The sequence below is a fragment of the Microbacterium sp. P03 genome (assembly GCF_043556235.1).
Lineage (GTDB): Bacteria > Actinomycetota > Actinomycetes > Actinomycetales > Microbacteriaceae > Microbacterium.
The window spans coordinates 131,261-153,464 of the sequence record NZ_JBIGIM010000006.1 but is presented as its reverse complement, the minus strand read 5'-3'; the positions used below and the strand labels follow the sequence as shown (position 1 = coordinate 153,464).

25 protein-coding genes and 1 tRNA gene are annotated in these 22,204 nt (G+C 68.7%); 19 read left to right on the top strand and 7 right to left on the bottom strand.

All coding sequences use genetic code 11. The features are described 5' to 3' along the window. From ACFXOO_RS15020 to ACFXOO_RS14975, 10 genes are all read left to right on the top strand, one after another. Window positions 1–594 carry an NUDIX domain-containing protein gene (locus ACFXOO_RS15020; RefSeq protein ID WP_378840346.1) on the top strand — a complete coding sequence of 198 codons (594 nt, stop codon included), beginning with the start codon at window positions 1–3 and terminating at the stop codon, window positions 592–594. Between the two features lies 1 nt (window position 595). Next, the gene (xerD, locus tag ACFXOO_RS15015; RefSeq protein ID WP_394563983.1) at window positions 596–1,507 is read left to right on the top strand and encodes a site-specific tyrosine recombinase XerD; all 912 of its coding nucleotides are present in this window, start codon (window positions 596–598) and stop codon (window positions 1,505–1,507) included. A 92-nt stretch (window positions 1,508–1,599) separates the two neighbouring features. Beyond that, window positions 1,600–2,457: a ParA family protein gene (locus tag ACFXOO_RS15010; RefSeq protein ID WP_378840341.1), complete on the top strand. Its 858-nt coding sequence runs from the start codon at window positions 1,600–1,602 to the stop codon at window positions 2,455–2,457. After that, on the top strand, window positions 2,441–3,259 hold the full coding sequence (locus tag ACFXOO_RS15005) for a segregation and condensation protein A (protein WP_394563981.1): 819 nt from the start codon (window positions 2,441–2,443) through the stop codon (window positions 3,257–3,259). The genes ACFXOO_RS15010 and ACFXOO_RS15005 overlap by 17 nt, the downstream gene beginning before the upstream one ends. Then, window positions 3,249–3,866: an SMC-Scp complex subunit ScpB gene (gene scpB / locus ACFXOO_RS15000; RefSeq protein WP_378840337.1), complete on the top strand. Its 618-nt coding sequence runs from the start codon at window positions 3,249–3,251 to the stop codon at window positions 3,864–3,866. Before ACFXOO_RS15005 ends, scpB begins: the two co-directional genes overlap by 11 nt. Next, window positions 3,863–4,669 carry a pseudouridine synthase gene (locus tag ACFXOO_RS14995; protein ID WP_378840335.1) on the top strand — a complete coding sequence of 269 codons (807 nt, stop codon included), beginning with the start codon at window positions 3,863–3,865 and terminating at the stop codon, window positions 4,667–4,669. The genes scpB and ACFXOO_RS14995 overlap by 4 nt, the downstream gene beginning before the upstream one ends. Window positions 4,670–4,731: 62 nt before the next feature. Then, window positions 4,732–5,823: a prephenate dehydrogenase gene (locus tag ACFXOO_RS14990; protein ID WP_394563989.1), complete on the top strand. Its 1,092-nt coding sequence runs from the start codon at window positions 4,732–4,734 to the stop codon at window positions 5,821–5,823. Beyond that, entirely contained in the window at window positions 5,816–6,538 is a 723-nt protein-coding gene (cmk, locus tag ACFXOO_RS14985) for a (d)CMP kinase (RefSeq protein WP_394563980.1), read from the top strand. Before ACFXOO_RS14990 ends, cmk begins: the two co-directional genes overlap by 8 nt. After that, window positions 6,528–8,051, top strand: a complete 1,524-nt coding sequence (gene der, locus ACFXOO_RS14980; RefSeq protein WP_378840329.1) for a ribosome biogenesis GTPase Der — start codon at window positions 6,528–6,530, stop codon at window positions 8,049–8,051. The genes cmk and der overlap by 11 nt, the downstream gene beginning before the upstream one ends. A 63-nt stretch (window positions 8,052–8,114) precedes the next feature. After that, complete coding sequence (locus ACFXOO_RS14975) at window positions 8,115–9,020, top strand: NUDIX domain-containing protein (protein WP_394563979.1); 906 nt, start codon at window positions 8,115–8,117, stop codon at window positions 9,018–9,020. A 9-nt stretch (window positions 9,021–9,029) separates the two neighbouring features. On the opposite strand, the gene ACFXOO_RS14970 is transcribed toward ACFXOO_RS14975, so the two are convergent. Continuing rightward, window positions 9,030–9,410, bottom strand: a complete 381-nt coding sequence (locus tag ACFXOO_RS14970) for an RNA-binding S4 domain-containing protein (protein ID WP_378840323.1) — start codon at window positions 9,408–9,410, stop codon at window positions 9,030–9,032. A 43-nt stretch (window positions 9,411–9,453) separates the two neighbouring features. Continuing rightward, window positions 9,454–10,035, bottom strand: coding sequence for a GNAT family N-acetyltransferase (locus ACFXOO_RS14965; protein WP_394563978.1), 582 nt, complete (start codon window positions 10,033–10,035; stop codon window positions 9,454–9,456). A gap of 109 nt (window positions 10,036–10,144) precedes the next feature. Here ACFXOO_RS14965 and ACFXOO_RS14960 point away from each other — a divergent pair. Further along, a tRNA-Pro gene (locus ACFXOO_RS14960) sits at window positions 10,145–10,221 on the top strand. Window positions 10,222–10,319: 98 nt separating this feature from the next. On the opposite strand, the gene ACFXOO_RS14955 is transcribed toward ACFXOO_RS14960, so the two are convergent. Then, window positions 10,320–10,829: an O-acetyl-ADP-ribose deacetylase gene (locus tag ACFXOO_RS14955; protein ID WP_378854346.1), complete on the bottom strand. Its 510-nt coding sequence runs from the start codon at window positions 10,827–10,829 to the stop codon at window positions 10,320–10,322. A 174-nt stretch (window positions 10,830–11,003) separates the two neighbouring features. On the opposite strand from ACFXOO_RS14955, the gene ACFXOO_RS14950 reads away from it, so the two are divergent. The 5 genes from ACFXOO_RS14950 to ACFXOO_RS14930 all read left to right on the top strand — a co-directional run bounded on the left by ACFXOO_RS14950 (window position 11,004) and on the right by ACFXOO_RS14930 (window position 17,267). After that, on the top strand, window positions 11,004–11,882 hold the full coding sequence (locus ACFXOO_RS14950; RefSeq protein ID WP_394563977.1) for a L,D-transpeptidase: 879 nt from the start codon (window positions 11,004–11,006) through the stop codon (window positions 11,880–11,882). 76 nt (window positions 11,883–11,958) lie between these two features. Then, window positions 11,959–12,960 (top strand): aldo/keto reductase, encoded by a 1,002-nt coding sequence (locus ACFXOO_RS14945; protein ID WP_394563976.1) that lies wholly within the window; start codon window positions 11,959–11,961, stop codon window positions 12,958–12,960. 162 nt (window positions 12,961–13,122) lie between these two features. Next, window positions 13,123–15,597 carry a glycogen/starch/alpha-glucan phosphorylase gene (locus ACFXOO_RS14940; protein ID WP_378840687.1) on the top strand — a complete coding sequence of 825 codons (2,475 nt, stop codon included), beginning with the start codon at window positions 13,123–13,125 and terminating at the stop codon, window positions 15,595–15,597. A gap of 76 nt (window positions 15,598–15,673) precedes the next feature. Then, window positions 15,674–16,192, top strand: coding sequence for a prepilin peptidase (locus ACFXOO_RS14935; protein ID WP_378840309.1), 519 nt, complete (start codon window positions 15,674–15,676; stop codon window positions 16,190–16,192). A gap of 49 nt (window positions 16,193–16,241) precedes the next feature. Then, a complete protein-coding gene (locus ACFXOO_RS14930) occupies window positions 16,242–17,267 on the top strand; it encodes a YihY/virulence factor BrkB family protein (RefSeq protein WP_378840306.1) in 1,026 nt (341 codons plus the stop codon). 15 nt (window positions 17,268–17,282) lie between these two features. On the opposite strand, the gene ACFXOO_RS14925 is transcribed toward ACFXOO_RS14930, so the two are convergent. Continuing rightward, window positions 17,283–18,014, bottom strand: a complete 732-nt coding sequence (locus ACFXOO_RS14925) for a glutamine amidotransferase (protein ID WP_378840304.1) — start codon at window positions 18,012–18,014, stop codon at window positions 17,283–17,285. 82 nt (window positions 18,015–18,096) lie between these two features. Here ACFXOO_RS14925 and ACFXOO_RS14920 point away from each other — a divergent pair, with 82 nt between their 5' ends. Together ACFXOO_RS14920 and ACFXOO_RS14915 are read left to right on the top strand one after the other, a co-directional pair. Further along, window positions 18,097–18,324, top strand: coding sequence for a response regulator (locus ACFXOO_RS14920; RefSeq protein ID WP_378840301.1), 228 nt, complete (start codon window positions 18,097–18,099; stop codon window positions 18,322–18,324). Between the two features lie 4 nt (window positions 18,325–18,328). After that, window positions 18,329–18,979 (top strand): CYTH domain-containing protein, encoded by a 651-nt coding sequence (locus ACFXOO_RS14915; protein ID WP_394563975.1) that lies wholly within the window; start codon window positions 18,329–18,331, stop codon window positions 18,977–18,979. 103 nt (window positions 18,980–19,082) lie between these two features. Here ACFXOO_RS14915 and lpdA read toward each other — a convergent pair whose 3' ends face one another. Next, window positions 19,083–20,480 carry a dihydrolipoyl dehydrogenase gene (gene lpdA, locus ACFXOO_RS14910; protein ID WP_378840296.1) on the bottom strand — a complete coding sequence of 466 codons (1,398 nt, stop codon included), beginning with the start codon at window positions 20,478–20,480 and terminating at the stop codon, window positions 19,083–19,085. Window positions 20,481–20,489: 9 nt separating this feature from the next. Continuing rightward, a complete protein-coding gene (locus tag ACFXOO_RS14905) occupies window positions 20,490–21,188 on the bottom strand; it encodes a copper resistance protein CopC (RefSeq protein ID WP_394563974.1) in 699 nt (232 codons plus the stop codon). Between the two features lie 177 nt (window positions 21,189–21,365). Between ACFXOO_RS14905 and ACFXOO_RS14900 the strand changes: the two genes are divergently transcribed. Next, a complete protein-coding gene (locus ACFXOO_RS14900; RefSeq protein ID WP_378840291.1) occupies window positions 21,366–21,770 on the top strand; it encodes a hypothetical protein in 405 nt (134 codons plus the stop codon). Between the two features lie 42 nt (window positions 21,771–21,812). Here ACFXOO_RS14900 and ACFXOO_RS14895 read toward each other — a convergent pair whose 3' ends face one another. Further along, window positions 21,813–22,106: a hypothetical protein gene (locus tag ACFXOO_RS14895; protein ID WP_378840288.1), complete on the bottom strand. Its 294-nt coding sequence runs from the start codon at window positions 22,104–22,106 to the stop codon at window positions 21,813–21,815. Window positions 22,107–22,204: the final 98 nt, after the last annotated feature.

Below are 22,204 nucleotides of genomic sequence, written 5' to 3'. Positions count from 1 at the left end.
ATGACGGATGCCGCGTCCCTCCACGACGAGGACGTCGACGTCGACGTCGTCACGAGCGACCTCGTCTACGAGGGCAAGGTGTGGGACGTCCGTTCCGACACATTCCGCTACGGCGATGAGCAGATCGTTCGCCAGTACGTCGACCACACCGGTGCCGCGGCGATCGTCGCTCTGGATGAGCACGAGCGCGTGCTGCTGATCCAGCAGTACCGGCATCCGATCGGTCAACGGGACTGGGAGATTCCGGCGGGGCTGCTCGACGTCGAGGGCGAGGCTCCCCTCGATTCCGCTCGCCGAGAACTGGCCGAGGAGGCCGACCTCGTGGCCGACGAGTGGGAGTCGCTGGTCAGCATCTACTCGACTCCCGGGGGCAACAACGAGATCATCCACGTGTTCCTCGCCAGGGGTCTTCGCGCCGCGGCCGTCGCGCATCCTCGCGCCGACGAGGAAGCCGACATCCGCCTGGAGTGGGTGCCCCTGACGGATGCCGTGACCGCGGTGCTCGAGGGACGGATGCGCAACGGCATCCTCGCAACGGGTGTCCTTGCGACCACCGAGCTGCTGCGCCGTCGGGCGACCGCTCCGACGGAGTGAGATGCGTGTCGATCGGGCGGTGGACTCCTACCTCCGCCACGTCTCGATCGAGCGGGGCCTGTCGGACCACACCGTGGCGGCATACCGACGCGACCTCGCGGGCTATGCGGAGTGGCTGGCTTCCCGCGGCCTGAGGGACACCGACGAGGTCACCGCTGATCTCGTCGGCGAATTCGCCGCGGAGCGTGCGGCGGCGCAGCCGCCACCCGCGGCGTCCAGTCTCGCTCGCCTGCAGTCCTCCGTGCGCGGCCTGCACCGCCACCTCGCGCGGGAGGGTCTGGCCGTCGACGATCCCACCGGCAGGCTTCGCCCTCCGAAGGCGCCCCGCCGGCTGCCGAAGGCTCTCACGATCGAGCAAGTGGAGCGTCTGCTCGCTGCGGCCGGGGGCGAGGGGCCCGGTGACCTGATCGGTCTCCGGGATCGCGCGCTGCTGGAGCTGCTCTACGCCACCGGCGCGCGAGTGTCGGAGGTGGTGCAGCTCGCGGTCGACGACCTCGCTCACGGGGACGTGCTGCGCGTGCGCGGGAAGGGATCGAAGGAGCGGATCGTCCCGATCGGATCGTACGCACGGACTGCCGTCGACGCCTACCTCACCCGCGCCCGGCCGGAGCTCTCGCGTCGCGGGAAGGCGAGCTCAGCCCTGTTCCTGGGTGCTCGGGGCGCGCCGCTGTCGCGCCAGAGCGCGTGGCTGATCATCGGTGAAGCGGCGGAGCGGGCCGAGCTGACCTCGCACGTCTCGCCGCACACGCTGAGGCACTCGTTCGCCACCCATCTGCTGCAGGGCGGTGCGGACGTACGTGTCGTGCAGGAGCTGCTCGGCCACGCATCCGTGGCGACCACGCAGATCTACACCCACGTCAGCGTCGACGCCCTGCGGGACGTCTACGCGACCGCCCACCCGCGCGCCCGCTAGCTCGCTCATGCGGCGCTGAGCGGGTGACTAGAATCGGGGGACGGAAGACGAAGTCAGGAGAGTCGGTGGCGGGTAGCAAGCGAGGTTCGACGGTGGCCTCAGAGAGTGACACCCCGATCGGACCGACCGGCCGTCCGTATCACGGCTTCGCGACCCCGCCCACGCTCGACGGGCACGGTCCGGCACGCATCATCGCGCTGTGCAACCAGAAGGGCGGGGTCGGAAAGACGACCACGACGATCAATCTGGCCGCATCGCTCGCCTACTACGGCCGCCGGGTGCTGGCAGTCGATTTCGACCCGCAGGGCGCGCTGTCGGCAGGTCTGCGCATCGCGAGCCACGACGTCCCGACGATCTACGACCTGCTGCTGGACACCAAGCGCGATGCCCGGGACGTCATCCAATCCAGCAGGGTCGAGAACCTCGACGTCCTCCCTGCGAACATCGACCTGTCGGCAGCTGAAGTGCACCTCGTCAACGAAGTCGCGCGTGAGACGATCCTCTCCCGTGTCCTGCGCCAGGTCGCGGCGGAGTACGACGTCATCCTGATCGACTGCCAACCGTCACTGGGTCTCCTGACCGTGAACGCCCTGACGGCGAGCCACGGCGTGCTGATCCCTCTGGAGTGCGAGTTCTTCGCATTGCGCGGCGTCGCGCTGCTGATCGAGACGATCGAGAAGGTGCGCGATCGACTGAACCCCTCGATCCAGCTCGATGGACTCCTGGCGACCATGTACGACTCCCGCACACTTCACTCGCGCGAGGTTCTGGAGCGGGTCGTCGACACGTTCGGCGAGGACGTCCTCGAGACCGTCATCGGACGCACCGTGAAGTTCCCGGATGCCTCGGTCTCAGGTGTCCCCATCATCGATTTCGCCCCCGAGCACCCGGCGGCTCAGGCCTACCTGCGCCTCGCGCGGGAGCTGGTCGCCCGTGGCGCCGTCGCCTGACCCGACCCCGCACGACGAGGGCGACGGCTTCCGCGTCTCACTCGACCTGTTCGACGGACCATTTGATCTCCTGCTCTCGCTGATCTCCTCGCGTGAACTGGACATCACCGAGATCGCCCTCAGTCGCGTGACCGACGAGTTCATCTCCTATCTCCGGGGCCTCGACACGGAGAAGGAGCTGGACGCGGCATCCGAGTTCCTCGTCGTCGCGGCCACCCTGCTCGACATGAAAGTCGTGGGGTTGCTTCCCCAAGGGGAACTCATCGACGCCGAGTCCGTCGCTCTGCTGGAAGCGCGGGACCTGCTGTTCGCCCGCCTCCTGCAGTATCGGGCATTCAAGCAGGTGTCGACGTGGTTCGCCGCGAGGCTGCAGGCGGAGGACCGCCGTCACGTCCGCGCCGTCCGGCTGGACGAGAAGTACCGGCGAGCGACGCCTGAACTCGTCTGGACCCTCACGACCGAGGATTTCGCCGCGCTCGCCCTGCTGGCGATGACTCCGCGAGAGATCCCGCACGTCGGGCTCGATCACCTGCACGCGCCGCTGGTGAGCATCCGGGAGCAGGCGGCGATCGTGGTGACCCTGCTGCGGAGCGCCGGAACGCTCTCTTTCCGCGAGATCGTCGCCGGCGTGGCACAGCCTGGGATCTTCGTCGCCCGGTTCCTGTCGGTACTGGAGCTGTACCGGCATTCCGCCCTGTCGTTCGAGCAGGTCGAGCCTCTGGGCGAACTGACATTGCGATGGACCGCCGAGCGGTGGTCGGAAGAGAATCTCGCGACCCTGGGGGCCGACTATGACCGATGACACGTTGCGCCCGGCCACGGAAGAGGCCGAGACCCCGCCGAGACCTCAGGATCCCGTGTCGGTGTCCCGGCGACTGGAGGCGCTCCTGCTCGTGATCGAGGAGCCGCAGAGCCTGGTGAGTCTCGCCGCCGCCGCCGGCGCGCCCGTGGCCGCCGTGCGTCAGGCCGTCGAGGGACTCGTCGACGACTACGACGGCAGGACGGGCGGTCCGCGTCGCGGCTTCGAGCTGCGTGAGGTGGGCGGCGGATGGCGTCTCTATGTCCGCGAGGAGCATGACGACGTGATCACCGAGTTCGTCAACGCACAGGCGCCCTCGAGATTGTCGCAAGCAGCTCTCGAGACGCTGGCGGTGATCGCCTACAAGCAGCCCGTCACGCGAGGGCAGGTGGCATCCATCCGTGCCGTCAACGTCGATTCGGTCGTCCGCACGCTCCTCGCGCGCGGGCTGATCACCGAGATGTTCGCGGATGCCGAGACCGGCGCCATCCACTACGGAACGACCGACACGCTTCTGGTGAACCTGGGGATCAATTCGCTCGACGAGCTGCCGCACATCTCCCCGCTGCTGGACGACGGCGCGGACGGATTCGAGGAGGGGACGCGATGAGCGATCTCGATGACCCGAGCGCCGACGAGCGGTCGACGGAAGGGGTGCGACTGCAGAAGGTGCTCGCCCATGCCGGAGTGGCTTCGCGCCGGGTGGCCGAAGACATGATTGCCTCCGGACGCGTTCGGGTGAACGGGGTGGTCGTGACGGAGCTGGGGAATCGCATCGACCCGGAGACCGACCTGGTGGATGTCGACGGCACCGCGATCCAGCTCGATCAATCCAAGCGCTACGTCGTCCTCAACAAGCCGACCGGGGTCGTGAGCTCGATGCGGGATGATCGTGGACGGCCGGATCTCCGACGCTTCACCGACGAGTACCCGGAGCGCCTCTACAACGTGGGACGTCTGGACGCCGAGACCAGCGGTCTGCTCGTGCTCACGAACGACGGTGAACTGGCGCATGTCCTCGCGCACCCGTCGTTCGGCGTCACGAAGGTCTACATCGCGAAGGTCGAGGGCGTGGTCACTCCGCAGACGATCGCACGGCTCACGCGCGGTCTCGACCTCGAGGACGGACCGATCGCCGCAGACAAGGCTCGCTTGCTGTCCTCGTCCCGCGAGAGCGCCGAATCGCTCGTCGAGCTCACACTGCACTCGGGGAAGAACCGCATCGTGCGACGGATGATGGCGGCCGTCGGACACCCGGTGCGAGAGCTCGTGCGCCGCCAGTTCGGCCCGCTGCACCTGGGAACCCTCCCAGTGGGGCAGGCCCGGGAGCTGACTAAAGTGGAGCGGGGCGCGCTGCTGACACTCGCGCGCCGCGACGGCGCGACCGGAAAGACGCAGCAGGAGAACGAGTGAGTGAGCCGAAGAACGCGTCCTCCCGCGCCCGCACGCGGAGGACCCGGCCCGAGAAGACGCGACTGAGCTCGCGCGTCTCGGGCACGGTGCGCATCGTCGGCGCAGGCTTGCTGGGCTCGAGCATCGGTCACGCCCTGAGCGCGCTGGGTATCGACGTCGCCCTCGCCGACTCGTCGCGTGCGCAGCTGCGGCTGGCGATCGATTACGGCGCCGGCCGCGCGGCGGTCGCAGGCGACGCACCCTCCCTCGTCGTCGTGGCCGTTCCCCCGGACGTCGTCGCCGATGTCATCGAGCGCGAGCTCTCGGATTTCCCCGATGCCGTGGTGACCGATGTCGCCAGTGTGAAGCTCGAGCCGCTGCGCGATCTGCGTGCCCGTGGGGTGGATCTCGCGCGCTACATCGGATCACACCCGCTCGCCGGGCGTGAACGCGGGGGAGCGATTTCCGCGCGCGCAGACATCTTCGTGGGGCGACCGTGGGTGGTGTGCCGCGACGAGGAGACGTCCGCGAAAGACCTCGCCCTCGTAGAAGGGCTTGCTCTCGACCTCGGTGCCACGCCGCTGGAGATGACACCGGAGGAGCACGATCGATCGGTGGCACTCGTCTCGCACGTCCCTCAACTCGTCGCCAGCCTCCTGGCCGGCCGCTTCGTGGACGCGCCCGAGGGGTCGCTGCGACTGGCAGGTCAGGGCGTGCGCGACACGACACGGATCGCGGCATCCGCCCCCGAGCTGTGGGTGCAGATTCTGGGCGCCAACTCCGCGCCGGTCGTCGATGTGCTCGATGCGCTCGCCGCCGACCTCTCTGCAGTCGCCGGCGCTCTGCGCGTCCCCGAGGCGCCCGGTGCCCGTCGCGCGGTCGCCGACGCGATCCGTCGCGGCAACGAGGGCGTGGAGCGGCTGCCGGGTAAGCATGGACAGAACCGGCGTTTCGAGTCGGTCGTGGTCATGGTCGACGACACCCCCGGTCAGCTCGGGCGTCTCTTCGGAGAGCTCGGCGACCTCGACGTGAACGTCGAAGACCTGCGTCTGGAGCATTCTCCCGGCGCTCAATTCGGGCTGGCCGAGATCAGCGTCGTCCCGAGCGCGGTGCGACCGGCGGTCGAAGGACTGCAGGCGCGCGGCTGGAAGATCGCGAGCACGAGCAATGACTGACCCTCAGACGATCCCATCCGCCCCCGCGCGCATCGTGGTAGCGGTGGACGGGCCTGCCGGGAGCGGCAAGTCGAGCGTGTCGATGCGGGTCGCCCGCGCGCGCCGCTTCGGCTACCTCGACACGGGCGCGGCCTACCGCGCTCTCGCCTGGCACGTCCTGAAGCGCGATGTCGACCCTGCCGACGAAGGAGCCGTCCTCGCCGCGGCGGAGGACTTCGACTACGCGATCTCACTGGACCCGGATGACCGCTGGGTACGCGTGGGAGGCGTCGACGTCACCGCGGCCGTCCGCCGACCCGAGGTGAGCACGGCCGTCAGTGCGGTCGCCAGGATCCCGGCGGTCCGGCATGCACTGACGACCTTGTTCCGCGTTCTCATCGCGGCTTCTCCGGCGGACGGCGTCGTCGTCGAGGGCCGCGACATCACCACGGTGGTGGCCCCTGACGCGTCCGTCCGCATCCTCCTCACCGCGGCGCCCGAGGTGCGCGCACGTCGTCGCAGTGCGGAGCTCGACACCGAGGATGCCGCGACCGTCGCCGACGCGCTGCACAGACGCGACGCATCCGATGCCACCGTCGTCGACTTCCTGACCGCCGCCCCCGGCGTCGTGGTCGTCGACTCCACCGAACTCGATTTCGATCAGACCGTGGACGCCGTTCTCGGCGTCATCAGCGCGGAGCTGAACACACAGACAGGAGCGCACAATGGGCGCTGAAGACGAATACGAGGGTGGGCCGGACCAGCTCGCCGAAAAGCTCGCCGACATCGATGAGGAGTTCGCCGAACAGCGGGCCGCCACGCTGCGCGCCAGCCTCTCCGAGTACGAACTGGACGACGAAGACGCGGAACTGCTCGAACTGGGCGAGATCGGCGAAGACGGCATCCAGTACTCGCCGGCGCTCCCGGTCGTGGCGATCGTCGGCCGACCCAACGTGGGCAAGTCCGCGCTCGTGAACCGCATCCTCGGCCGCCGGGAAGCCGTGGTCGAAGACACCCCCGGTGTCACGCGCGACCGGGTCACGTACAAGGCCGAATGGATGGACCGGCGCTTTTCGCTGGTCGACACCGGCGGCTGGGAACCGGACGCGCGCGGCATCGATCAGTCCGTCGCGGCGCAGGCCGAAGTCGCGATCGACCTCTGCGACGTCGTGCTGTTCGTGGTCGACGCGATGGTCGGGGCGACCTCGACCGATGAGGCCGTCGTCAAACTGCTCCGTCGCAGCGGGAAGCCGGTGTTCCTCGTGGCGAACAAGATCGACGATGCTCGTCACGAGCCGGAGGCGGCGGGGCTGTGGGGCCTCGGCCTCGGCGAGCCCTACCCCGTGTCGGCGATCCACGGGCGCGGTGTGGCCGATCTGCTCGACGAGATGATGAAAGTGCTGCCCGAGGTCTCGTCGATTCCCGGCTATGAGATCGGCGGTCCCCGGCGGGTCGCCATTCTCGGGCGGCCCAACGTCGGCAAATCCTCCCTGCTCAACAAGGCTGCGGGCGAAGAGCGCGTGGTCGTCAACGAGCTGGCGGGCACGACCCGCGACCCGGTCGACGAGATCGTCGAACTGGGCGGCAAGCTCTGGCGACTCGTGGACACCGCAGGCATACGGCGGCGCGTGCACCTCCAGCAGGGCGCCGACTTCTACGCCTCACTGCGCACATCGGCGGCATTGGAGAAGGCCGAAGTCGCCGTCGTCGTGCTCGACGTCTCCCAGTCCATCTCGGAGCAGGACGTCCGCATCATCGACATGGTGCTCGAGTCGGGGCGTGCGCTCGTACTCGCGTTCAACAAGTGGGACCGTCTCACCGACGACGACCTCGAGAACGCCGACCGTCGCCGCTACCTCGAGCGCGAGATCGAGCAGGACCTCGCCCACGTCGCGTGGGCGCCGCGCGTGAACATCTCCGCCCGCACCGGCCGACACCTCGAGAAGCTCGTACCGGCCCTCGAAACGTCGTTGGCCTCGTGGGATCAGCGGATCCCCACCGGAAAATTCAATGCGTTCCTCTCCGAACTGGTCGCCGAGCACCCGCACCCGCTGCGAGGCGGCAAGCAGCCGAGGATCCTGTTCGGCACCCAGGCGGCGACACGTCCGCCGACGTTCGTGTTGTTCACGACCGGCTTCCTCGATCCCGGGTACCGGCGGTTCATCCAGCGCCGTCTGCGCGAACTGTTCGGGTTCGAGGGCACGCCCATCGTGGTGAACATGCGGGTGCGCGAGAAGCGTCAGCGCTGAAGCCGAGGCGAGGATCGGGCGTCGGACGAAGCCGCCTCCGTGCAGGTGTGAAAGGCTGATCGGGTGACGATCGAGCACCCCGAGCCTGCGGGTCCGCCCCGCCCGCACGGGCCGCGAGACCCGGGCGACGCGTGGGTCGAAGCCCCCACCGGCGAGCGCTATTGGGGTCGTTTCGGCGCTTCCGGACTGCTCGCACTCGACCGCGATCGAGGCATCCTGCTGCAGCACCGGGTCTCGTGGAGCCACTTCGGCGACACGTGGGCGCTCCCCGGCGGGGCCCGCCACGAGGCCGAGAGCGCGCGCGAGGGGGCACTGCGGGAGGCGGCCGAAGAGGCGGGTGTCCCGAACGCGGCGGTGCGGTGCCGGTTCGAGAGCGTTCTCGACGTCGGTGTCTGGACCTACACGACCGTGGTCGCCGATGTCGTTCGACCGTTCGAGCCGGTGATCAGCGACCCGGAGAGTCACGCTCTCGCCTGGGTGCCGATCGCAGACGTCGAACAGCTGCCGCTGCATCCGGGATTCGCGGCCTCGTGGACGCACCTGCGCGAGCTGCTGTCCGTGCATCCGGCGATCGTCGTCGACGTCGCGAACGTGATGGGCTCGGTCCCCGACGGGTGGTGGAAGGATCGGGCGGTCGCCGCGTCGCGGTTGATCGCGCGTCTCGACGGCCTGTCGGGCAGGGGAGTGGATGCAGCAGCCCTGGATCTCGCTGAGGACACGTGGTTCCCCGAGATGGTCGCGGTCCTGGAGGGCGCGGCGCGGTCGGCCGACGACGGATCGGGTGTGGTGCGCGTGGTGCGGGCGGAGGCGTCCGGCGACGACCGCATCGTCGCCGAGACGGCAGCCCTCGTCGAGGCCGGTCGCACCGTCATCGTCGTGACGAGCGATCGGGGCCTGGCAGAGCGGGTCAACGCGCTCGGGGCAGCGTCTCGCGGCGCGGGGTGGATGCTCGACCTGCTCCGCCGCTGAGAAGCCGACCTACTCGCGACCGCGGAGGTGGTCGATGTCGCGACGCTCGCGCTTGGTGGGTCGGCCCGCGCCGCGGTCGCGTGTCGCGATGACGCCGGCGAACTCCGGGGCCGGCGGCGGAGGCGTGCGGTCCTCGTAGGCCAGAGCGGCGACGGGGGCTCCGACGCGCTTCACGAGCAGCTGACGCACCACGAGGATTCGGTCGAACCCGCTGATCCTGATCCGCACCTCATCACCGACGCGCACATGCTGGGCGGCCTTGGCCTTGTCGGTGCCGAGACGGACATGTCCGGCACGGCACGCGGTCGTCGCAGCCGAACGGGTCTTGTAGACCCGCACCGCCCACAGCCATGCGTCGATGCGCACAGCGGTCGGGGCATCCGGGGTCATCCCTCCATGCTCGCACGCAGCGCGCACACGGGGAGCCTGTGGCTCACGCCGTGAGGTCGAGGGTGACGATGGTGCGATCCGGTCGGGGGCGTGCCGTCTCTCGGAAACCCGCGCGCTCGAACACCGAGAGGATTCCGTAGTAGAGGTCGTTGGTGCTCCTCGAGCTGTGCGCCGCGTCGATCGGATAGGCCTCGAGGACCCGCGCGCCCTGCTCCCGCGCGAATTCCACGGCCGCCTCCAACAGGCGGCCGTTCAGCCCCTGCCCGCGATGCTCCTTCCGGACGACGAAGCACGTGACCGCCCACACGGCGGGGTCGTCCCACGGTTCGGTGGTCGCCGCGAAGTTGCGCGTTCGGGAGAGTCGCGGCTGTCGTGTCCGCGGTCCGACCCGTACCCACGCCGCAGGCTCGCCGTCGACGTAGGCGATCAACCCCGGCGGGGTGCCCGAGTTCACCTCGTCACGAAGCAGTTCCGTCCGCTCTTCCGGGGTCGAGGCGTCGAATTCGCTTCGTGTCAACGTCCACCACTGGCACTGGCAGCCGAGCCCGTCGCCGCCTCCCGAGAAGGCGTGCTGCGCATCTTCGAAGCGCGGAGAGGCGGCGGGGACGATCGCGACGTCGGGCATGGTGCGACCGTACTGCCGGCATCCGACACCGGCAACCGCGTTCGCGGGGCTCGTGACGACCGGCTAAGATAGTGGAGTTGTCCGCTCGCGGGTGGCGAGAACTGAACATCGGGATGTGGCGCAGCTTGGTAGCGCACTTGACTGGGGGTCAAGGGGTCGCAGGTTCGAATCCTGTCATCCCGACCACGAATGGTCGGCGAAGAGCCTTCCGCAGGAATGCGGGGGGCTCTTGTCGTCTCCGGGTCGGTTGCAGAGCCCACGCCCCTCACCGGATCGCCTCGTCGCTAGATGGCCGGTCCGGCGAGAGCCCGCTGCACCGCCTCGAGCGTCGACGGGTCGAGCACGACGATCCGGACGTCCTGGACCCGGGTGTCTGTCGCGGCCACCGTCTCGACGGCTGCCGCGATCGCGTCGCCCATCGGCCAGCCGTAGACACCGGCACTGATGAGCGGGAAGGCGACGGATCGGGCTCCGATCTCGTCCGCGACCTCGAGCGCCCGCCGGTAGCACGACACCAGCAGCGATCGGTCCCGCTGGCCGGCGGCATGATTCGGCCCGACGGTGTGGATGACCCACGTGGCCGGCAGGTCGCCCCCGGTGGTCCACCCCGCGTCGCCTGTCGCCAGGCCGCGGGGGAACCGCGCGATGCAGTCCTGGAGGATCGCAGGCCCACCGGCGCGATGGATCGCTCCGTCTACTCCTCCGCCTCCGCGCATGCCGTTGTTGGCGGCGTTGACGATCGCGTCGACGTCCTGGCGAGTGATGTCTCCGAGCACGGCGGTGAGTGTGGTCATACGTCGAGTCTGGCCCCATCCGCGTTCCCACCTGCCAAGGCGCTGAGAACTGCGGATGCCGCGGCCCGGCCGGGTTGCGGCATCCGCTCGCCCCATCGACCATGGGGGAATGGGGAGATGCGGATGACGGGGGACGGAGTTCCCGCGCCGAGCGTACGGCGAGGAAGACGATGGATGTGGTGGGCGTTCGCCGCGGCCGTGGTCGTGGTCATCGCGCTCGTCGTCGCGCTGATCCCTCGTTCGGCACCGGCCTCCGCGCCGATGGAGACGGCGACGCCGGCATCGACAGCGACGCCGTCTGCAGAACCGACGCCGACACCCACCCCCACCCCGACGGGCCCGCCGGCCAACACCGCCGTCTACGACCTCGGGACGCTCCCCAAGATCGACGTGTTCACCGTGCTGGCCGCACTCCCGGTCGACGCCGACCCCTTCGGCGCCTTCGCCGGCTTCACCGCTCGTGCCGTCGCGGTCGGAGCGCCGGTGTTCGCCGACCCGTCGGGTCAGCCCGTCGGGTACCTGCCACGAGACGATCCGTACGACGGCACCACCGTGCCGGTCATCACGCGCGACGCGAACTGGGTGCAAGTCCTGCTCACCGGACGGGAGGCCGTCCCCTCGCAGGGGAACCCCTCGCAGGTCACCGGGTGGTTGCGCGTCGCCGACGTCGAGCTGGCCCCCGTCGTCACCAGCGTCGAGGTGAGCCTCTCCGCGCGCACGATCGACATCGTGACCAACGGGGTCCCCGAGCGCATCGCCGACGACTTCGGATCGGGGGCGGATGCGACTCCCACCCCGACGGGGCGGGCGTTCCTCATGATGACCCGCGTCGAGCCGTCGTTCTGGTACACCCGCGGTCATCCGCTCGTGTATCTGTCGGTGCAGTCCCGCACCCTGGACGGATTCGGCGGAGCCGACGTCGCCGTGACCGCGTTCCACTACCATGACGACCGGTCGGGTTCGATATCCAACGGGTGCATCCGCGTCGATCCCGGCGCCATCACGCGGCTGGCCGAACTGCCCGTCGGCACTCCCGTCGTGATCAGACCCTGATCCCCGCCCGCACCACCCCACGATGCGGCCGCATCGCCGCGCCGCCCCCGAACACCCTCACCCTAGGAGCACCTCCATGCAACAGCGTCCTCTCGGCCGAACCGGCCGCGACATCTCCGCCATCGGTCTCGGCACATGGCAGCTCGGCGCCGACTGGGGCGCGGTCGACGAAGACGACGCGCTCGCCGTCCTCGCGGCGTCCGCCGATCGCGGCGTGACGCTCTTCGACACCGCAGACGTCTACGGCGACGGCCGTTCCGAGTCGCTCATCGGACGATTCCTCGCCGAGCACCCCCGGCACGGGATCACCGTCGCGACCAAGATGGGACGTCGCGTCGACCAGGAGCCGGAGAACTACACGCCGGAGAACTTCCGCGCGTGGACGGCCCGCTCGCGGCACAACCTCGGCGTCGACACCCTGGACCTCGTGCAGCTGCACTGCCCGCCGTCGGCGGTCATCGACGACGCCGCGACATACGACGCCCTCGACGCACTCGTCGCGGAAGGGGCGATCGCCGCCTACGGCGTCTCCGTGGAGACGACGGCGCAGGCGCTGTCGGCCATCGCCCGCCCGAACGTCACGAACGTGCAGATCATCTTCAATCCCTTCCGGCTGAAGCCTCTCGACGAGGTGCTTCCGGCGGCCGCGGACGCGGGCGTGGCGATCTTCGCGCGCGTGCCCCTGGCGAGCGGTCTCCTCTCGGGCAAGTACACGTCCGACACCACGTTCGCCGCAGACGACCACCGCAGCTACAACCGCGACGGTGCGGCCTTCGACAAGGGAGAGACCTTCTCGGGGGTGGACTTCGAGGTCGGGTTGCAGGCGGCGCGGGAACTGGCCGCTGCTCTTCCCGAGGGGGTGACGCTCCCGGCGGCGACCCTGGCATGGATCGCGTCCCAGACCGGCGTCACCACCGTGATCCCCGGAGCACGCAACGTCGATCAGGCGACCTCCAACGCCGAGGCTGCCCGGCTCGTCGAAGACGCCGCGTCCGGCTTCGACGTCCAGGCGTTCGACGCCGTCGTCCACGAGGTCTACGACCGCGATCTGCGGGCGGCGATCCACCCGCTCTGGTGAGACGACGGATGCCTCGGCCCAGACCCTGATCCGAGGCATCCGCGGCATCATTTCATCTCTTCGAAACCTGCCGATTTAGGTGCGGTGCCCTGGTGCCGATACCTTCATGTCGTGGCCGTTAACGACGCATCCCCCGCCCCGTCCGATCCGCCTGCGCGCTCCCTGAGTGCGTCGCATCCGCTGGCGCTCGCGCCGGTGACGGGACCGCCCACCTCGGTGGACGGGTTCGTCCGCGAATTCCTGCGGAATCTCAATTTCGAGCAGGGCGTCGCCCTGTCGGCAGCGAGCCCCAACGACCGGTACCTGGCGCTCGCGCACACCGTGCGCGACTACCTCATGGCGCGCTGGCTGGAAGACCAGCGGCGTCAGCTCGAGGTGCAGGCCAAAGGCGTCTGCTACCTCTCGGCCGAGTACCTGCTGGGACGCCAGCTCGACAACAACCTGCTCGCCAGCAGGCTGACGGATGTCGCGACCGAGGCGCTCGCGGCGTGCGGGATCGACCTCGACGACCTGCGTCAGCAGGAGGTCGAGCCGGGGCTCGGCAACGGCGGGCTGGGGCGCCTCGCCGCATGCTTCATCGATTCGCTCGCCACCATGAGCGTGCCGAGCATCGGCTACGGCATCCGCTACGAATACGGCATCTTCCGGCAGACCTTCGTCGACGGTCAGCAGGTCGAGCAGCCGGACGCGTGGCTGGCACTCGGTTCCCCGTGGGAGTTCCCCCACCCGGAGGCGGCTCAGACGATCTCGTTCGCCGGCCGCACGGAGAAATACGACGACGAGGGCGTCGAGCGCAGCCGCTGGATTCCGGGCTGGAACGTGCAGGCGGTGCCCTACAACTACATGGTGCCCGGCTACCACAACGGTCGCGTCAACACCCTGCGGCTGTGGCGGGCGGTGGCGACCAACGCCTTCGATCTGCGCATCTTCAACTCGGGCGACTACGAGGAGGCGGTCCGCGCGCAGACCTTCGCGGAGAACATCTCCAAGGTGCTGTACCCCGAGGACTCCACTCCGCAGGGCAAGGAGCTGCGCCTGCAGCAGCAGTACTTCTTCGTCGCCGCGTCCATCCACGACTTCTTCGACTACGTCCTCGCCGAGGACTACGACCTCGCGAAGCTGCCCGACCGCGTCATCTTCCAGCTCAACGACACCCACCCCGTGATCGCGGTGCCGGAATTCATGCGCGTCCTCGTCGACGAGAAGCACATGGAGTGGGATGCCGCGTGGGCGATCACGCAGCAGTGCTTCGCCTACACCTGCCACACGCTGCTGCCTGAGGCGCTCGAGGTGTGGTCGGTGGACCTCCTCGGTCGCCTGCTGCCTCGCCACCTCGAGATCATCTACCGCATCAACGACGAGTTCCTCCTGGCCGTGCGTGAGCGATTCGGCGACGACGAGATGCGCATCCGCAACATGTCGATCATCTCCGACTTCCCGGAGCGGTCGGTGCGCATGGCGTATCTCGCGACCGTCGCCGGAGCGAAGGTCAACGGTGTCGCTGAGCTCCACTCCCAGCTGCTGCGCGACAAGGTGCTGCCCGACTTCAACGAGTTCTTCCCGGGCAAGTTCACGAACGTCACGAACGGCGTCACGCCCCGGCGCTTCATCCGCCTCGCCAACCCGCAGCTGGCCACGCTCATCACGGAGGCACTGGGGGCGGGCTGGACCGTCGATCTCGAGCGCCTGCGCGGCCTCGAGGTCTTCGCCGAAGATCCCGAGTTCCGCGCGCGGTTCGCTGAAGTGAAGGCCGCGAACAAACGCCGCCTGAGCGAAGTCCTCCTCGCGCGCGACGGCTTCGAGGTGTCCGACGGGCACATGCTGGACGTGATGGTCAAGCGTCTGCACGAGTACAAGCGGCAGATGCTCAAGGTGCTGCACATCGTCACGAGCTACGAGAGCATCGTTTCGGGTCGGATCGCGGCGTCCGACGTGCAGCCTCGCACGTTCATCTTCGGCGCCAAGGCCGCGCCGGGCTACGCGATGGCCAAGCGCATCATCCACCTCATCAACGCGGTCGGCTCCGTCGTCAACGCCGACCCGCGCGTCGAGGGCAGGCTGAAGGTCATCTTCCCCCCGAACTACAACGTGACCCTTGCGGAGCGCGTCATCCCGGCGGCAGACCTGTCGGAGCAAATCTCCCTTGCCGGCAAGGAGGCGTCCGGCACGGGCAACATGAAGTTCGCACTGAACGGCGCTCTCACGATCGGCACGGACGACGGCGCGAATGTCGAGATCCGCGAGCTGGTCGGGGATGAGAACTTCTTCCTCTTCGGCATGACCGAGCCCGAGGTCGAGGCGCTCTGGGAGAGCGGGTACCGGCCGAGCGAGTTCTATCAGAACGACGAGCAGCTGCGCCGGGCGATCGACCTGATCGCATCGGGTGCGTTCTCCGGCGGCGACCGGACGGTGTTCGAGCCGATCGTCTCGAACCTGCTCTACGACGACCGGTTCATGGTGCTGGCGGACTACGCGACCTACATCGCGGAACAGGCGAAGGTCGACGCGGCGTACGCGGACGAGGACGGCTGGACCCGCTCCGCGATCCTCAACGTCGCCCGAAGCGGCTACTTCTCGTCCGACCGTTCTATGCGGGACTACATCGACCGCATCTGGCACACGCCCCCGTCCTACTGAGGTCCGGCGGCGAGGACCATCCACAGATCGGCGTCGTGCCACCGGACGTGAATCGCAGACGTGCTAGACACGCGTCATGAGTCCGATCGACGCGCACCCCGGTGCGATCGTGGCGACCGTGCTGGCCTTCCTGCTGCTGGCGGTCGTGAGCGTCGTGCTCACGGTCATCGATCTGCGTGAGCACCGCCTGCCGAACAGGATCGTGCTGCCGCTGTATCCGGCCGTGCTCGCACTCCTGGCCATCGCGTGTGTGTTCGGCAGCCCCTGGACGTGGCTGCTGCGGGCGGCCGTCAGCGGTGCGACCCTGTTCGTCTTCTACGCGCTGATGCGTGGCGTGAGTGGGCGCGGCGTGGGCGGTGGGGACGTGAAGCTCGCCGGCGTGATCGGCCTGTATCTCGGGTGGGTCGGCTGGGGCGCTCTGGTGGTCGGCACGGTGTCGGGGTTCCTCATCGGGGGAGCGGTCGCTGTCGCCCTTCTCGCCGCCCGGCGCGCGAATCGGTCCACGGCGATTCCTTTCGGCCCGTGCCTCCTGGCCGGCGCGTGGGTCGGCATCCTCGTCGGCGAAACTCCGGCAGCGGCCTATCTCGGCCTCTGACGGGGGTCAAGGCCCGATCGCCCGGTCGGGCGGACGATAACCTGAGCGCATGGCTGAGACCGAGGCATCCCCGCCCCTGCTGACCCGACTGATCGCCGGCGCGCTGAAGCGCAAGCCCGTGCGCGCACTCCTGCTGTACGTGGAGCACCGCGGGCCGATGCTGGCGGACAGCGTCACGTATCGGACGCTCTTCAGCGTCTTCGCGGGTGTCGCTCTGGGCTTCTCGCTCGCGGCGATCTGGCTGGCCGGCAACGAGCAGGCCCTGAACGCGCTCGTGGAGTCGGTGGACGCCGTCGTGCCGGGGCTCGTCGGCGAGGACGCGTTGATCAACCCGGCGCTGATCAAGGCCCCCACCGGCTTCACGGTCGCGGGGGTGATCTCGCTGATCGGTCTCGTGGGCGCGGCGATCGGCGCGATCGGTTCGCTGCGGACCGCCATCCGCCTGCTCGCCGACAACGTGTACGGCGACATCCTCCCCGTCTTCGTCATTCTTCGGAACCTGGTGCTCGCGATCGTGATCGGTGCGGCGCTCGTCGCCGCTGCCGCCGCGACGTTCCTGGCGACGTCGGGGGTGGGGATCGTGAGCGGATGGTTCGGGATCTCGGCCGAGGATCCCCTCACGCGCACGCTCACGCGCGTCGCCTCGATCGTGGTCGTCTTCATCCTCGACACCGGCGTCGTCGCTGTGCTCTACGTCACCCTTTCCGGGGTCAAGGCGTCCGCTCGTTCGTTGTGGACCGGGGCGGTCATCGGCGGAGTGGGCCTGATCGCGCTGCAGGAGCTCTCCGGCCTGTTCGTCGGAGGCGCCTCGAACAACCCGCTGCTGGTGACTTTCGCCTCGCTCATCGCCCTGCTCCTGTGGCTCAATCTGTCGGCTCAGGTGATCTTGATCGCGTGCGCCTACATCATCACCGGAGTGGACGAGGAGAAGGACCGCGTGCGCGCGAGATTCGGCGCTTCGACGTTCGCGCAGCGCCGCATGAAGCAGGCCGAGCGGGCGGTTCAGGTCGCGTCGGACGAACTGGCCGCAGCCCGAGAGGTCGAGCAGCAGGAGCGCGAGAAAGCCGACGCCTGACGGCAGCGGCTCCCCTCACCGCGCGTAGCGCTCGACGAACGCGCGCAGGATGTCACGGGGGTGGCTCACGGTGGTGCGCAGGACGGCATCCAGTGTCGTCTGCAGCTCGCCGGGGGAGAAGTAGCCGTGATCGGCGTACGCGTGGATGCGTGTGGTGATGCCTGCAGCATCCAGTTCAGGGTGGAACTGGGTCGCGTAGACATTCTCGCCGACGCGGAACATCTGCACGGGGCATGTGGGCGAGGAGGCCAGCAGCGTCGCCGACGACGGCAGCACGCGGATCGCCTCCTTGTGTCCGACGAAGGCGTCGAACTGACGGGGGAGACCGGCCAGCAACGGGTCCGCGACCCCGGCCTCCGTCATCGTGACGGGGACGATGCTGATCGGCTCGCGGTACAGGTCGTCGATCGCCGCGTGCAGATGGGTGCCCACCGTCCCGATGCCGTAGCACGCGCCCAGGAACGGGAAGTCGAGGTCGATGACCCGGTGCAGGAGGGCGTCGATCTCCGCCTCGACACGGCGCTGCACCGCCGACTTCTTCTCGAGGGGGTCGGACGCGTTGAACGGGCCGCCGCCGACGAAGATGCCGGAGTAGTCCTCGAGGTCGAGGTGCGGCATCGGCTGGGCTTCCAGGCGGATGCGCACGAGCTGTTCGGGGTCGAGGCCGGCGAAGCGCAGGAAGAGGGCGTACTCCTCGTCGGCGGGGACATCCTCGGCGCGGGTGGCGAGCAGCACGAACGGTTTCACCCTTCGACGATAGTCGGGGCTCCGCGGCGGAAGCGGCGGCGGGAGGTGTGCCGGCGTCGCCGGACGCGCCTAGGCTGTGTCCATGGCTATTGCACGACTTTCCGGAGGCCCGCTCGACGGGCAGGTCCTTCCCCTCGACCCCACGGTCGACGACGCGCTGATCGTTCCCTACGGTGAGGGGCAGATCATCTACCACCGCGACGGCTCGCTCGAGAACACCGGTGACGATGACGGTCCGACGGAGGCCCGCTTCGTCTACGTCGAGGCGACCGAGGACATCAACCCCGACCCCGACGGCCGAGACGAGTAGGTCGATGGCATCGGCGCCGGATGCCGCATCCGGTCGCTCTCATTCGGTAGAGGTCGAGGAGAAGTTCGACGTCGACTCCGACACTCCACTGCCCGACTGGCTCGCCATCCCGGGTGTCTTCGCCGTCGGCGATCCGGAAGAGCGGGATCTCGATGCGCAGTATCTCGACACGGCGGAGCTCGCGCTCGGTCGCGCGGGCTACGCACTGAGGCGACGCACGGGCGGTCACGACGCGGGCTGGCATGTCAAGGGCCCGGTCGTCGGCGGCGGACGGGTCGAGCTGGGGTGGCCCCTCGGCGACGATGACGCGGTTCCCGACGCCATCCGCGAAGAGCTCGCAGCGGTGACGGACGCCGCGTTCGAGCCGCTCGCCCGGATACGGAACGCCCGTACCGCCTATGCGCTGCTGTCGCCCTCGGGGTCGGTCGTCGCCGAGTTCGTCGACGACCGCGTTCGCGCGACCGACGAACGCGAAGGCAGTGTCCGCGAATGGCGGGAGTGGGAAGTCGAACTCGGGCCCGCCGGGCCGGAAACCGACGAGGAGCGGAAAGCGTTCTTCACCGCGGTGGAGGCCGCCGTACTCGCCGCGGGAGCGCGCCCCGCGTCATCCGCCTCCAAGCTGGCCCGCGCGCTGGGACTCGCCTCGCGGCGTTGAGCCCACGGACGCCGTCGACGAAACGAACAGAACGAAACGCCCCTGCGCGTGCGCAGGGGCGTTTCCGTTCGCATTGTTCGCTCCATGACCGGAGCGACGAGGCTCAGAGGTTGATCATGTGACCGGCGAGGCCGTGGAAGGCCTCCTGCACGGCCTCGGACAGCGTCGGGTGCGTGTGCACGTTGCGCGCGGTCTCGAGCGCCGTGAGGTCCCACTTCTGGGCCAGGGTCAACTCGGGGAGCAGTTCCGACACGTCGGGGCCGATCAGGTGGCCGCCGATCAGCTCGAGGTGCTCGGCGTCGGCGATCAGCTTGACGAAGCCGATGGGCTCGCCGAGGCCGTTCGCTTTGCCGTTCGCGCTGAACGGGAACTTCGCGACCTTGACGTCGTAACCGGCGTCGCGCGCCTGCTGCTCGGTGAGTCCGAAGGAGGCGATCTGCGGGGAGCAGAATGTGGCGCGCGGCATCATCCGGTAGTCGCCGAGGGTCATGGTCTCGGCCTTGCCGATCGTCTCCGCGGCCACCACCCCCTGCGCTTCGGCCACGTGCGCCAGCTGCAGCTTGGCGGTGACATCTCCGATCGCGAAGATGTGCGGCACGTTGGTGCGCATGTAGTCGTCGATCGCGATGGCGCCGCGGTCGGTGAGCTCGACGCCGGTCTTCTCGAGGCCGAATCCGTCGACCTTCGGAGCGAACCCGATCGACATCAGCACGCGGTCGGCCTCGATCGACGCCTGGGCGCCGTCCTTGGGCGTGTAGGTGACCGTCACCTTGTCGCCGGAATCGACGACCGTCTCGACCTTGGTCGAGGTGAGGATGTCGACACCGTACTTCTTGTACTGGCGGGCGATCTCCTTCGAGACGTCGGCGTCCTCATTGGGAAGCGCGCGATCGAGGAACTCGATGATCGTCACCTTGACGCCGTAGTTCACCAGAACGAAGGCGAACTCCATGCCGATCGCTCCCGCTCCGACGATCACGATCGACTTCGGCAATTCGCGATTGAGGATCTGCTCCTCGTACGTCACGACGTTGTCGCTGAGCGACACACCCGGGAGAAGCCGCACGGTGGAACCCGTCGAGATGATGGCGTTGTCGAACGTGATGTCCTCGGTGGAGCCGTCCGACTTCGTCACGGTGATGGCCTTCGGGCCGGTGAACGACCCGCGTCCCTCGTACTCCGTCACCTTGTTCTTCTTCATCAGGAAGTGGATGCCCTTGACATGGGTGTCCGCCACCTTGCGGCTGCGGTCCCACGCCACACCGAAGTCGAACGACACCTCGCCGGAGATGCCGAACAGGTCGGCCTGATCGTGGAAGATGTGGGCGAGGTCGGCGTTGCGCAGGAGCGCCTTGGAGGGGATGCAGCCGACATTCAGGCAGACACCACCCCAGTACTTCTCTTCGATGATCGCAACCGAGAGTCCGAGTTGGGCGCTGCGGACGGCCGCGACGTAACCGCCGGGACCCGCGCCGAGAATGACGACGTCGTAATGAGGCATGGTTCCAGCCTATCGCTCGGCGGGGTCGTCGGAACCGGAGCCGGAGGGGGTCGGGGAGGCCTTCGGCTGGGCCGCCGACAGGTCCCGTGTGCGGCGGGCGCGGGAGACGAGGAGGTAGACGACCGCGGCCACGACGAGGAGGGCGACGACCCCCAGGATCCACGGCAGCGGGCTGGCGTCACCGGAGGGCGCCGGGGCTGACGTGGGCGCGGTGGTCGGGACGACCGAGGCCTCACTCGGTGTCGGGACAGCGGTCGGTGTGGTCGTCGCGGACGCACTGGCCGTCGCAGCCGGGGTCGGTGCACCGGTGGCCGTGAAGGCGAACTGGCCGGAGATCGGATGGCCGTCGCCCGACGCGACGCGCCAGAGCACGGTGACGGTCCCGGTCGCCGTCCCGGCGAGGGCCTGCGTCACGGTGTTGTCCTGCACGGACGGCGCGCCGTCCAGGAGCGAAGTACCCGCGGTATCCGTCACCTGCAGTTCGGCCGAGCCCTCGTCGGTCAGCAGCGGACCGCTGAAGGTCAGCGTCAGCTGCGCGGGCAGCGCCTCCACGGTCGAGTCCGCGGCGGGGTCGCTGCCGATCAGCTCGTCGTGCGCCGATGCTGCGAGCGGCGCGACGAAGACGAGGGCGAAAGCCGCGAGCACGGATGCTGCGACCACGGTCAGCCGACGGGGCGCCTGAGCGCGGCGGCGAGTGTACGTGTCCATCCCGTCCAGCCTAGGCCGCGGCATCCGGGCGGTTCCTGCGTGCGGGTGCCGTATGACGGCGGTGTGAATTCTGGATGGGGGTTCGTTGCCGCCCGTGACGTGGCAGGGGTTCCGGAGTAGCGTGCGGTCCAGGCGGCCATTCCGCCGTCGGGACGACCGAACAGGATGAGGTGCGCGATGGACTCGATGATGATGGACGCGATGTCGAAGGACATGATGTCGATGCCCGGGATGGACATGATGGACATGTCGGTGATGCAGGCAGCGATGGACGCCTGCGCGGCCTGCGAACAAGCATGCACGGTGTGCTCGATGCAGATGATGTCGTGCGCCGCCGCGTGCATGAACTGCGCGGACATGTGCAACACGATGATGCGCGCGATGCTGCGGATGCAGGGGATGACCGGCGCGAGCATGATGGCGATGCTCGACGCCTGTATCGCGATGTGTCAGACGTGCATGGACGAATGCATGGAGCACGCAGCGGAGAGCGACGTCTGCAGGATGTGCGCCGACTCGTGCAAGGCCTGCATGGATGCGTGCATGGCGATGAAGGACTCGATGATGAAGATGGCCAGCTGAACGGACGACTGTTTCCCGCGGGACGACCCGCGCTCCGGTCGGTCAGCCGATCGGTTGGACGTTGAACCAGGTGCGCCCGACGGCGAGCACGTGATAGCGCTCGTGGAGCGCGACCGGCGTGCCCACCTCGACGGCGCGAGCGGCGCCCGCGCCGCTCCATACGACGGTCGGCGTGCCCTCGGAGACCGCGTGCACCGTGAGCGAGCCATCGGCGTGGGTGGACCCGACCACCGCGTCCACCCACTCGCCCGGAGTCGCCGAGGCGAGGCGGGCCTGGATGAGGTGTACGGCATGGCCCGGAGCGAAGGTCGAGCACGGCTCGCCGTGGATGCACATGCACGCCGCACGCTCACGCACCGTCAGGGCGGAAATGTGGTTGTGCGGGCTCGACACGGGAGTGCTCCAGTCAGTAGTTTCGAATACTCGAAGGCTAG